The organism is Seonamhaeicola sp. (assembly GCF_028281565.1).
Lineage (GTDB): Bacteria > Bacteroidota > Bacteroidia > Flavobacteriales > Flavobacteriaceae > Seonamhaeicola.
Map to the genome: position 1 here is coordinate 1 of NZ_JANQJQ010000039.1, position 12,618 is coordinate 12,618.

Sequence of the window (12,618 nt, forward strand, 5' to 3'; positions counted from 1 at the left end):
TTTCATCTGTTTAAATTTTATTGTTCTACATAGGTCAGATGTAATTCGCCATTAAACATTTTGGTGGGTATTCCGTTTAGTTATTATGGCTCATTTCATGATGCCGGTTGTTAATTCCATCTTGTATCCTCTTCTTCCTGCTTCATAAATTCTTCAATCTTACGCTTTTCCCAATTCCGTCCAAAAGCACCGTCATTAACAAAAACTCTAAAGGCCTGAATGGCTAACCCAAGGCCCCAACCAAACATGGGGAACCAGAACCACTGAAAATGCCAGGAGGTTTTGTAGTTTATAAAAGCTAAAAACGGAATTACGAAAATGTATGATATCAGGCTATAATAAAAGCCCTTAAGTTCCTCTACATGATTACGGGCACGTAAATAACTGTCGTCTATATCTTTTGATGATTGTGGTCTCATAACTGATATTTGTTTTGTAAGTATGGGTATAGCAACTGAAAATTTAGTGGTTCCTTTTACTATATCTACTTTTCTTGTTGTCAATAAATTATAACGTTGCATGATGTTGCTTAACCCAACACCACTACTCTTTTTTATTATTTGCTTGGGTTGTAAATTGTTTTCTACTACCAGGTATCCACCATCCTCATAAATTTTAATATGAAGTGGTTTACCTGATGTCACCATATTATGCTTTACGGCGTTTTCCAACAGTAGTTGTAATGATAACGGCACGACTTTACTTTCCGGATTTTTTGCTTTATCAGGCAAGGTAAAAACGATGCTGTCTTCAAAACGCATTTTTAATAAAGACATGTAGGTTTTGGCAAATTGCAATTCCTCGTCCACCGTTACCAACTCTTTATTCTTTTGTTCCAAAACATAGCGATAAACTTTAGACAGTGCTGTTGTAAAATCCTGAGCTTTATCCCTGTTTTCCTCTATTAAACTGGTCAGTACATTCAAACTATTGAATAGAAAATGGGGGTCTAACTGATTTTTTAAGGCATCAAACTTGGCACTGGCGGTTCCGGCAATGACCTTTTGTTCTTTAATTTTATTTTGCTGATACTTATTATAGAAATAAATAACATGAAAAATAGTAACGATGATCAAGGTAATCCATAAGCCAAAACTATAATGCCTGAACGATTGCGTAGCTAAAAACTCCTGAAGTGTTCTGCCATTTAGTGTTAAAGACACTATCATATTCAGAACAAACAAACACAATAACGTGATTACTGTGGCGCCTAATATCCCAATAACTATGCGTTTAATGGTATCTTTTCTTTTCCATGGACGCCGTTCCATATACTGAAAAAAGAACTTATTGGAAAAGGCAATAACAAAAGAATATAACTGGTACATAAAAAAGCTTATTACCAGCGCTTCCGTACTCTCATATTGAAACCCATTTGATAAGAAGCTTCCAATAATAAAAACAATAATACCTATTGCAAATGCGATACCAATATTTTTTGAAAGACTCCCCTTCATATCTAAGCTTTATACGTTTAGTTCTATTCGTTATTTGACTTTATTCCTTACCGCAAGACCCTAATAACATGTCTACGCGGTCTTTTCCCCAATTAGGATGAAATTCAGTTTCCGGTTTAAAATTAGCAAAAAGTTCCAAGGCTTTTTCCAAATCTTTACAAAACACAGAGGTATCTTGTCCAAAAAAGCGCGCGCCGCCAATGTTCCACTCGGCTTCGCAGTAAATAACTCTAGGGTTATCAGGCGCAATTGCTTTTGCCTTAGCGTACAACTCAACCACTTTTGGCGACATGGTCATCCCGTAAGTAGCACCGTCATAGGCCACCCATGCCGTATGTAATAACGCTTGCAAAACCATAATTTCCGGGTTGTTCTTTGAAATAGCCGTAGCATCATTAATAAAGTCCTGTGCCTTTTTAAGTTGTGCCGTTAGCTTTTCTTTGTCTTTCTCTACAAAGCTGTTTAATATGTTTACCTGGGCTGCGTAATAAGGAGGTAACCAATTATCGGTTTCCGCATTAGCTATTCTTTCAAATAAATTAGAGGCTTCGGTAGGGTTACCGCTTCCCCAGATCTCAAAGGCTTTTTGCATGCCTTTTTCATAATTAGTTTGTGATTGTACAAAACCCGAAACTAATAGTGTTGCGATGATGATTAGGTTTTTCATTTGTTTAAAATTTAAGATTAATAACTGTTCGTTTTCAATTGTGAGACAAATATCTAACCTGAACCCGCCTTTTTAAAAAGTGAATGACCGAATTGTTATTTTATTAAGATGAATTGTAAAAGTGTGCATGAAAAAACCAGGAGCTACTGAATAACTCCTGGTTCCCCACATTGATATAAAGAACTCTTTACAGACCTTAACCTTCCTGATACTTGAAGAATATAGGTACCGCATAAGATACTTTAACAGGTCTACCACGTTGCTTACCAGGGCGCATTTTAGGTAACAAACCTATAATTCGCTCGGCCTCTTTCTCCAGAATTTTATCTGGCCCTCTGGAACGTATTCCGGTAACAAACCCTTTGGAATCTATAGCAAAAATAACGGATACTCTACCTTGAATACCAAGATCTAATGCTTCTTCAGGGTATGTAAAATGTTTGACAACGTGTTCTTGGATTTTCTTTTGGAAGCACGCTTTTGATTTAGCCTTAGACAGACCTTCACAACCAGGAAATACCGGAACGTCTTCTATAACAGCAAAGGCTACCTCCACGTCTTCTTCAACTTCTTCAACCACAACTTCATCAACATGAACCACCTCAGCAATAGCATCATCCTGGGTGATTTCGGTACTTTCAATAACAGTTTCTTCAACCTCTTCAACATCCTCCACAATTTGCAAATTCTCCTGAATAGCAACCGGAGGAGGTGGTGGCGGTGGTGTATTGGGATTCACCACAGGAATTTCTTCTTCAAATTCACTTTCAACTTCTAATACATCTATTGATACGACCTCTTTTTCGTAGGTTTTATACTCTAATAATTGCCACGAAAGAAGTAACATCAAATTAAGACCAATAGCAAAATACAAGCCGCTATTGCGCCCTATTTCTAAATTTGGATTCTTTTTTGGTTTCATGACTCTAATATTTATACATTAAAGTTATGATTTAACACCATAAAAAACTATGACAAAAATCATATAGGAATCCCCTATATGATTTAAAAACAGTACCTTGTTGACATTAAAACTTCAAACCAATGGAACGTCTTCAAAAGCTTATTTTGCTGTTATTTTCATTAAGTCTTTTTAACTGCCAGGGGCAAAAATCCGTACTAGAGAAAAGGCCCGTTTTTAAAGTACACAAAATTGAAAACGACATGGTTATTGATGGCAAGATGGAGGAAGCCGATTGGAAAAAAAGTGAAGCCCGGACTTTAGACTATTTTTATCAGGCTGCGACTAAAAACGAGCATCAGAAAACGGTCTACAGAATGCTTTGGGATGATGAGAACCTGTACCTCTTTTTCGAATGCGAAGACACCCATATTGTAGCCCGGGAAACCCAAAGAGATGGCGCCCCTTATTTTGATGATTGTGCCGAATTGTTCCTGATCCCCGCACCCAAACCTCTAAACGTCCATATAGCTTTGGAGGTAAGCGTAACGAAAATTAAAAACGATGTGCTTTTTATAAATAATTTTGACGGTGATAAAAACCTGGCAGCCAAATGGTACAATCCTAATTATACCGTAGGGGTTCAAATTGACGGCACGGTCAATGATAATACTGATACCGATACAGGCTGGACCATGGAGTTTAAGATCCCGTTTAATGTATTATGGGGATTGGACAGAGCTTATCCTATTGAAAGAGGCACCAAATATATGTTTTTAGCATTACGTCAGGACCGCAATACCCTTGAAGGTGACAAACGATCTACCACGACCATTTTCCCCGTTGAAAATATTGAACTATATGACGTGCACCAACCGGATATGTTTGGGCTGCTGGAACTTGTTGAGTAATTTCCCGACGTTTTCTTAAGTTTGATTTTGTAAAAATTTTCAACTACTTTCGTTTAATATTGTATATAAAGCTTCATATATGGTATTGTACACAAATAAACCGAACTAAATGCTTAAAAAAACCTTTGCTATTTCGCTTCTAATCTTATTTACTTGTATTGGATATTCTCAATCCGAAAAAATTAAAATAAAATCAGACCATCTTGATGAGTCAAATTATCTTAAAATGGATAATTTCTATTTGACTCATTATCTATATATCGATTTGTTCTTAAGAGAGAATTTGTTTCCCGAGGCCAGTCCAGAGGAAGTTTCTTCTATCCTAAAAGCAATAAAAAAATATGTTTCTGTAGAAAACAAATTGGATATTGAAATAGAAAAACCTGGTAAAAGAAATTATTTAATCAGGGTGGTAATATTAAAGAAAGATGACGGAACGGAGCTTCTAATTGCTTTTACAAACTGGAGTGCAAGGAAAAAAATGTTCGAAAAAGAAATAAAGTTTGAGAACGATTCCTATACGAGATGGTATTTTCTTAATGGAAATAAAATGACCTACAGAAAAGATATGTCTAATCAGAATGATTATTCTAATATGACCAAATCCGATTTAGCCAATGCTTATCTCTTTGATGAACTACCGGACAACGATACTAAAATAAAAATTACAATTGAGGACGTTCTAAATGAAAGTGATTTAACCGTTTCAGATAATATAATGGCCAATTTAATTCTCTTGAAATATCAAATCTTCAAAGGCGATAATATGCATATCACAAAACAGACAAACTATTTGAGTGAATTATTTGAAACGCATAAATCTGAATCCAATCTTAAAGGGTTAAAGATGGCATTTAACGCAACAAAATTTCAAATAGAATTAATGAAATAAAAACTGTGCAAAACAATGTTTAACCGCAAATCCGAACGGATTCGAACACAGTCGAATCTGACGTAATTGCCATTTACCTATTCAACCTCCCCGATGTATTCCCTTCTAAAATAGCAGTTACTTCATTAACCGTAGCTAAATTAACATCCCCTTCATAAGTGTGTTTTAAGGCACAGGCAGCACTTCCAAACTCCATGGCTTTACAGTCATCAAAGCGTTGTAAACCATAAATTAATCCCGCTGCAAACGCATCACCGGTACCAACACGGTCCACTATATGGGTGATGTCCAGATCCTCTGTTTCGTGAAACTCTTTACCGTTCCACATACGGGCCCGTATTTTATGCCATGAGGAATTTAATGACGTTCTTATTTTATCAAATACCTTTTCAATAGATGGAAAGGTTTCCATTAATTCTTTTGAAGCTGTAATAAAGTCTTCATTTGAATACGAATAATTAGTCCCAAGCACTTCATTGATCTCATTAATACCACCGATAAAAACCGTTGAAAGATGTAACAATTCAATTAATGCTTCCTTTGGATCCTTACCATACTTCCAAAGGCCACGCCTGTATGTTGGGTCTGCCGAAACGGTCATACCTTTTTCTCTGGCTAAGGTTAAACCCTCCTTTAGAATATCAAAAGCACCCTGTGATAAGGCCGGTGTAATACCGGTCCAATGCAACCACTCGCCATTAGTTAAAGCTTCGTCCCAATTTACCATATCCGGTTTTATTTCGGAAAACGAGGAATGCGACCGGTTATAAGAAATGGTACTGGGGCGCATGACGGCACCAACTTCGAAGAAATAAACTCCTAAAGGCCGTTTGGAGCGCCCAATGGAAGACGTATCAACACTAAACTTATTGATATAAGAAATAGCCGTATCTCCAATAAAATCATCGGAAACCACACTAATATGCTTGACTTCTCCCCCAAAATTGGCGATAGAAATACCAACGTTTAGCTCCGTGCCTCCAAAAAAGAACTCTATGACATTTGATTGAATGAACTTCTTTTTACCTCTGGGTGAAATACGCATTAAAACCTCACCGAATGTTATGACTTGCCCCATTAGAAATTGTGTTAGTGTCTTAATTTGTTGCAAGATACGCAAATCCTGAAAAATTGGTTAACCAATTTTGAATTATATTTTAAGTGTTTGATCTTAAGCTTGATTTTGCAGAAAATTTCAGCTATTTTAGGTAACGAATTTTTCAAAGCCAGACACATGACAAAAAGCAGACGTGAATTTTTAGGTATCAGCATGATGTTAGGACTGTCATCCGTTATAGAAGCCAGTCCACTTCAAAAACTGATCGATTTTAAAAAGAGTGATAAGAAATTAAAGATCCTTATTCTGGGCGGTACCAGCTTTTTAGGCCCTCATCAAATCGCCTATGCCCTGAAGAGAGGCCACGAGGTGTCTATCTTTTCCCGGGGAAAAACAAAACCTAAAATACATCCGGAACTTTTTTCAGAAGTGGAGCAATTAACAGGTGACAGAGAAGATAATCTGGAAGCGCTGAAAAACAGGACGTGGGATGTGGTAATAGACAACTCCGGCAGAAAAACCAAATGGACCGAAGACACAGCCAAACTGTTAGTGGATAAGGTCGGGTATTACATGTACACCTCTTCCGTTAGTGTTTATTACCCCTTTACCGGTGATGATTTTTCGGAAACCCGATCCGTGCTTACAGAAATACCTGAAAATGCTACCGAAGACGAAAAGCCAACGTATGCCTACGGTGTCATGAAAGCTACTTCAGAATTGGCAGCTATGAATACCTTTGGCGAGGACAGATCCATTATAGTGAGGCCGCATCTAATCGTTGGCCCGGGGGATCCTACGAACCGTTTCCCCTACTGGCTGGCCAGAATAGAAAAAGGAGGTGATTTTATTATTCCGGGTAAGACCGATGAAGTGGTCCAGTATATTGATGTAAGGGATCTGGCGGAATGGATGATACGATTAGCTGAAAACAAAACTACCGGGATCTACAATGGTGCCGGCCCCGGGTTTGAATTAACCACCAATGCTTTTGTACACGGGATTCACGCCAGTTATAATGTTCCTATCAATTATATACAGATTGATGACTTTGACTTTTTAATAGAAAACAGTATTATAGGTATTCAACCCTGGGTTGTTCAATTACCGGAATACGCCGGTATGTCTAAAACCGACACCAGTAAAGCTATTGCATCCGGTCTAACTTTCCGATCGCTATCCGATACTGTAAGCGCTACTAAAACCTGGTGGTATTCCGATGCGGTTTCTCAGGAAAGAAGAGATAATATACTCAACGGAGAACGCTCCTTTATGAAACGGGAACAAGACATTCTGGAAAAGTGGAGCACTAGAAAGAAATAGATGTACTGGATGAGGGTAAAATGTTTTTACTACCTGCACTTATATGAAAAAGTTTAACTATGCCTAAACACCATCAAAACAGTTTTTAGACATAGTTAAATGTACTTTCTATAAATTATCCAACTGATTGCTTTTTTTATCCTCACTGATCGTCCAAAAGAAGCCTATAAAAAAGAACTGGTCCGCAGCCGGTTTCAGGGCGCGCCTGCTAAAATGCCCGTTTAAATCCGGTGTATTGGCATACTGATAGCCGTTAATATTCCTAAAGCCTAATACGTTATTCACGGATGCGTACAATATTTTTTGAGGTGAAATTAAATACGCCCAATTCAAGCTCAAGCTATTGAATGACTTGGTCTTTTCATTTAAAAATCCCGGTTGATTTGGATTGGTATAGGTTCTCCCGGAGGCATATCCATAGCTAAACCCCACCTGACTGCGCCATTTTTCCACCCAGTATTTTCCAACTACGGACAGATTATGCTTGTTCGCAAAATTTGGTTGTGCTTCCATTGGATAGTTGTTATAATTACGCTTGGTATCTAAAAAGGAATAGCTTAACCAATAATCGAAATTTTTAATAGAGTTACTATCTCTCCAAAAGAAATCAATCCCCTTGGCAAAACCATCTCCGGTATTATCAAAATTACTATCCAAGTTTGCAAACTCCGTATCATATTTTACCAGATTATCATACTTTTTGTAGTAGGCTTCGGCTCTGAAAATACGTCGGTCTGCGTTGTACTGATAGTTCATAATATAGTGTGATGTATTTTGAGGTTTTAGATCCTGCTCAAACTTCAACACATTACTTGACGGATTTTGATAAAAGTTCCCATACGCCAACGACAACTGACTCTTACCTGAAGTCTTATAAGCCAAAGACAACCTTGGCGCTACGGTAAAATCTTTAAAAATTTCGCTGTATTCTGCTCTTAAACCCGTTTTGAATGCCAATTGCTTCGACGCAAATATATCGGCTTCGGCGAAAGCAGCAGCTATATTATTATCATAGCCATAGCTAACCTGTTCCACAGATGTATTTTGAAACGTTTCGTCAAAATCGGTTGCAAAATATTCCGCACCAAAATACAGTTTGAATCGGTTGCTGATACGGTTTTTGAACTTCAGTTTAGCATGGAAAGAGTTTTCGGTATCATCAATATCGTTATCATCAAAATTAATTCTGTTATTGGCATGTGTAAAACTCAGGCCTCCAAACATACTCCAGGTAGCATTTAATGTTCCACTGTAAGATCCGTTGATATATACATTGTCATTGTTCAGTTTAAAATGAACACCATCGGCGTTGTTGATGTCTTCCTGAGTCAGTTCAAAATTAGAAGCATCAAACGCGCCATACAATTTAAACAATCCCGAATCGGTTTTTTGTCTAAACACGGCTTCTCCTGAAACGGTTTCAAAAGGTTTTTCCCAGTCATTTCTATCCGGAAATAAAGCAATGTAAGGTGCTAAATTAATGTAAGACGCATTAACACTCAACGAGCTTTTTTCCCATTTTTGGGTATTTCCTAAGGCGGCTCCAACACTCATAATACCTATATCGGTTTTATCCTGGTCCGGTTCATCAATAGTGTTTAACAGCAAAACGCTGGAAAGGGCCTGGCCATATTCGGCAGAATAACCACCGGTTGAAAAGGTAATACCATCAAATAAAAATGGTGAATAACGCCCACGCGTCGGTGCATTATTGGTCGTTGGTGTATAAGGGGTGAATACCCTGATCCCGTCAATAAAGATTTGGGTTTCATTGGCATCTCCGCCACGTACAAATAAACGTCCGTCTTCTGAAACTGTTGATGTGCCCGGTAAGGTTTGCAGTGCCCCTACAAAATCACCTAAGGCACTGGCCGTGGTCACCACATCTAACGGATTAAGAACGTTGACTTTACTGTTATCGCCGGCCGAAAATGTCCCGGCTGATAACACCACAGCATCCAATGTATTAACATCTTCACGCAGCTTAATGGTTAGGTCTTTCATATAAGATACATCGCCCACCATAGTAAAAGTTTCATAGGATAAATATGAAACTACCAAAGTTTGAGTACCGATCTCTGTGGTCCTAAATGAAAAGGCTCCGGTGTCATCGGAAGTACTGCCATCGTAAGTGCCTTCCAAATAAATATTGGCGCCTATTACAGGCTCATTTTTTGAATTAAATACGTTACCGCTAATAATAGTTTGCCCTTGTAACTGAAAGCTAAAAAGTGTAATTAAAGTAATGATTAGTTGTTTCATGACGTGATAAAAATCTATTCGTTTTTTGTTTGATGAAGCAAAAGTGCGATAGAACGTTTTACGAAAAAATTGAAACTAACCGAACTGTAAAATCTTATGGATGAATTGAAAATTCGTGTTCAGTATGTTGTACTCAGTTCGTAGTTGTAGTTTACTGTTTCATGTTTCTAGTCATTCCGTTTAGGAATTTTATACACAGGGATGAATCTATTAACTTTTAACCAATAACTATTAACATTTTTGTGACTTAGCGCCTTTGCGAGAGACACTAGTGTTCAGTTGGCAGTACTCAGTTTGCAGTAAGCAGTAGACAGTTTGCAGTTTCATGTTTCTGGTTATTCCGTTTAGGGATTTTATATACAACAGTGTATCTATTAACTTTTAACCAATAACCAGTAACATTTTTGTGACTTAGCACCTTTGCGAGAGACACTAGTGTTCAGTTGGCAGTACTCAGTTTGCAGTAAGCAGTAGACAGTTTGCAGTTTCATGTTTCTGGTTATTCCGTTTAGAGATTTTATATACAACAGTGAATCTATTAACTTTTAACCAATAACTATTAACATTTTTGTGACTTAGCGCCTTTGCGTGAAAGTGAAGTTAGAAGCATTCAAAACCAATAATTAAAAAGGGGTGAATTGAAAATTAAATATTATTTTAACGCCTCTGTAACATTTTAAAATTTTAGGCTACTTATCATTGTAACTAAACCATCACATTGAAAAACGAATTAGAACAAAGTTTTGTAGAACTACTTGAAAAGCATCAGAATATTATACACAAGGTTTGCCGCCTGTATACTAATAATTATGATGCTCACAATGATCTGTTTCAAGAAATTACCATTCAGCTTTGGAAAGCATACCCGAAGTTTCGTGGTGATTCTAAATTTAGTACCTGGATGTATCGAGTTGGTTTAAATACTGCCATCACCTTATACCGTAAGTCTAAAAGAACTATTGCCACCCAGGATTATGATGGCGTAGCTTTTAAAATGAAATCTGAAGCCTATGATGATACCGAAGAACAACAGTTAAAAATTCTGTACAAGGCTGTGCATCAATTAAACGATATTGAAAAGGCACTTGTTTTCTTGTATTTAGAAGACAAAGACTATAGAGAAATAAGTGAAACTATGGGAATTAGCGAAGTAAATGCCCGCGTGAAAATGAACCGAATTAAGAACAAGCTAAAAACCATTTTAAATCCGTAAATCATGGAGGGATTAGATCTATTAAAGAAAGATTGGAATAGAGAGGAGAAGTACCCAAAACTGACATCTGATGATATATATAAGATGATTTTAAAAAAATCGTCCTCTATTGTTAAATGGATCTTTATCATCAGCTTGTTAGAGTTTGCCTTCTGGATAGGTATTTCCTTTTTGTTGAAGGGCACTTCATTATCCAGTAAACTGGAGCATATAGACATGGATCATATACTAATCCCTTTATCCATCATTTCCTATGGGATCTTAATCTATTTCTTTTATTTATTTTACAGAAACTACAGGAACATTTCTTCTACAGACAGTTCCAAAACCTTAATGGAGAACATTTTAAAAACCAGAAGAACCGTTAAGTATTATGTAATATTCAATTTAGCTTCCCTGGTTGTAGGCGCTTTTGTTGGTGGTTACTATGCCTTAAGTCACGACCCGAATTTTTCCACCAGCCTGGAACAGGCTTCCGCAAACGGCGAAGTATTTAAACTTTACGCTGTCATTATTTTAGTGATTTTTGCTGTACTGGCTGTAACAATTGCCATATTGCTATTATTTTACTGGTTGATCTATGGCATCCTCTTGAAACGCTTAAAAAGAAACTATAACGAGCTTAAAAAACTGGAAGTTTAAAAAAACGTCTTAACTTCCATAACATCGCCAACCTGCATAGTGTTTAAGTGCAAGTCACCAACCCTGACACGCACTAACCGTAAGGTTGGAAACCCAACAGCCGAAGTCATTTTTCTAACCTGACGAAACTTCCCTTCTTTTAGTGTTACCGATATCCAACTTGTTGGTCCGTGCCTCTCATCTCTTATTTTTTTGGAACGAACAGGCAATTCCGGTTCGGCATCAAGCTTAAAAACTTTGCAAGGTTTCGTTTGATACTTCTTTCCGTCAAAACCAATTTTCACACCGGATTTTAATTGTTCAATAGCTTCTAAAAAAATATCGCCATCAAGTTGGGCATAGTATTCTTTTTCAACTTTTTGGCTGTTTATAAAGTCACTCATCTTCCCATCGGTAGTTAACAATAATAAGCCTTCTGACTTCTCATCCAATCTACCTATTGCCATAATCCCATCAGGAAAATCAAACAGCGCTCCTAAGAACTTTTTCGATTGCTGTTTAGAATCCTGACTTCTAAACTGACTTAAAAAACCGTAGGGCTTATAGATTATAAAATGCCTGTGGTCATCCGAAGTTTTCATTAGCTCATAAGGGTTCTAAGAGAACAACATCAAATTACTCGTACTTCTTTAAGGTAAAGTTCCACTTATATTTGTCAAACAGTACAATATTTAAATAGAGATAAAGATTTTTAGAATTAAGTTTCTTTTTAAATTTAATGGATGACTTATTAAAATATTCGGTAACACTGTATTTTACATTTCTACCCTGTTCCCTTAATAACTGGTACACCTGATAACGCAAATAAGGCGCCAGGTTTTTTCCTCTGTGAAGATGTGATGTCCATATATTAAAGAGATATGCTTCATTAGATTTTAATTTAAAAACTCTTCCTTTAAAATTAAAATCCGTTAGTGCGATATACATATGAACCACTATTTCATTTTTGCATTCCAACCCTGCACATAAATAGCCTTTTTTCATACCTTCAACGACTTCTTCAACTTCATCTTTCGGCTTATCTTTATAAAGCTCTTTAATTTCGTCAATACTTATATATCTTAAGCTATATTTTGACGCATCATCCTTAATTAATGGCTCTTCACACTTTTCATACTCTTCTACTACCCAATAATAGGGTTTAATATCAATTCCAATATTGGCCAATCTATTTCTTAAGCCAAAAAGAAACATACCGTTCCTGATTATGGCCCAATACCTGTCCAATCTTGATACTTTTTTACTTTGACTAATCTCCATAATTATTGAGTTATTCCTTTCCATACAGACCAT

Annotated in this window: 12 protein-coding genes; 5 read left to right on the forward strand and 7 right to left on the reverse strand. The window is 36.9% G+C overall.

The features are described 5' to 3' along the window. Positions 1 to 110: 110 nt before the first annotated feature. From Q0983_RS15910 to Q0983_RS15920, 3 genes are all read right to left on the reverse strand, one after another. Entirely contained in the window at positions 111 to 1,457 is a 1,347-nt protein-coding gene (locus Q0983_RS15910; protein WP_299555621.1) for a histidine kinase, read from the reverse strand. Positions 1,458 to 1,497: 40 nt separating this feature from the next. Beyond that, complete coding sequence (locus Q0983_RS15915) at positions 1,498 to 2,124, reverse strand: hypothetical protein (RefSeq protein WP_299555623.1); 627 nt, start codon at positions 2,122 to 2,124, stop codon at positions 1,498 to 1,500. A gap of 196 nt (positions 2,125 to 2,320) precedes the next feature. After that, complete coding sequence (locus tag Q0983_RS15920) at positions 2,321 to 3,046, reverse strand: energy transducer TonB (protein ID WP_299555625.1); 726 nt, start codon at positions 3,044 to 3,046, stop codon at positions 2,321 to 2,323. Between the two features lie 122 nt (positions 3,047 to 3,168). Here Q0983_RS15920 and Q0983_RS15925 point away from each other — a divergent pair, with 122 nt between their 5' ends. Next, complete coding sequence (locus tag Q0983_RS15925) at positions 3,169 to 3,936, forward strand: carbohydrate-binding family 9-like protein (protein WP_299555627.1); 768 nt, start codon at positions 3,169 to 3,171, stop codon at positions 3,934 to 3,936. A 109-nt stretch (positions 3,937 to 4,045) separates the two neighbouring features. Beyond that, positions 4,046 to 4,828, forward strand: a complete 783-nt coding sequence (locus tag Q0983_RS15930; RefSeq protein WP_299555629.1) for a hypothetical protein — start codon at positions 4,046 to 4,048, stop codon at positions 4,826 to 4,828. A gap of 73 nt (positions 4,829 to 4,901) precedes the next feature. On the opposite strand, the gene Q0983_RS15935 is transcribed toward Q0983_RS15930, so the two are convergent. Next, positions 4,902 to 5,906 (reverse strand): sugar kinase, encoded by a 1,005-nt coding sequence (locus Q0983_RS15935; RefSeq protein WP_299555631.1) that lies wholly within the window; start codon positions 5,904 to 5,906, stop codon positions 4,902 to 4,904. 156 nt (positions 5,907 to 6,062) lie between these two features. Here Q0983_RS15935 and Q0983_RS15940 point away from each other — a divergent pair, with 156 nt between their 5' ends. Then, positions 6,063 to 7,208, forward strand: a complete 1,146-nt coding sequence (locus Q0983_RS15940) for an NAD-dependent epimerase/dehydratase family protein (RefSeq protein ID WP_299555633.1) — start codon at positions 6,063 to 6,065, stop codon at positions 7,206 to 7,208. Positions 7,209 to 7,316: 108 nt separating this feature from the next. Here Q0983_RS15940 and Q0983_RS15945 read toward each other — a convergent pair whose 3' ends face one another. Further along, a complete protein-coding gene (locus tag Q0983_RS15945) occupies positions 7,317 to 9,470 on the reverse strand; it encodes a TonB-dependent receptor (protein ID WP_299555635.1) in 2,154 nt (717 codons plus the stop codon). A 718-nt stretch (positions 9,471 to 10,188) separates the two neighbouring features. On the opposite strand from Q0983_RS15945, the gene Q0983_RS15950 reads away from it, so the two are divergent. Together Q0983_RS15950 and Q0983_RS15955 are read left to right on the forward strand one after the other, a co-directional pair. After that, positions 10,189 to 10,683 carry an RNA polymerase sigma factor gene (locus Q0983_RS15950; protein ID WP_299555637.1) on the forward strand — a complete coding sequence of 165 codons (495 nt, stop codon included), beginning with the start codon at positions 10,189 to 10,191 and terminating at the stop codon, positions 10,681 to 10,683. A 3-nt stretch (positions 10,684 to 10,686) separates the two neighbouring features. Further along, the gene (locus Q0983_RS15955; RefSeq protein ID WP_299555639.1) at positions 10,687 to 11,325 is read left to right on the forward strand and encodes a hypothetical protein; all 639 of its coding nucleotides are present in this window, start codon (positions 10,687 to 10,689) and stop codon (positions 11,323 to 11,325) included. Here Q0983_RS15955 and Q0983_RS15960 read toward each other — a convergent pair. After that, complete coding sequence (locus Q0983_RS15960; RefSeq protein WP_299555641.1) at positions 11,322 to 11,906, reverse strand: pseudouridine synthase; 585 nt, start codon at positions 11,904 to 11,906, stop codon at positions 11,322 to 11,324. The genes Q0983_RS15955 and Q0983_RS15960 overlap by 4 nt on opposite strands. Positions 11,907 to 11,940: 34 nt before the next feature. Continuing rightward, entirely contained in the window at positions 11,941 to 12,585 is a 645-nt protein-coding gene (locus tag Q0983_RS15965) for a hypothetical protein (protein ID WP_299555643.1), read from the reverse strand. Between the last annotated feature and the right edge of the window lie 33 nt (positions 12,586 to 12,618).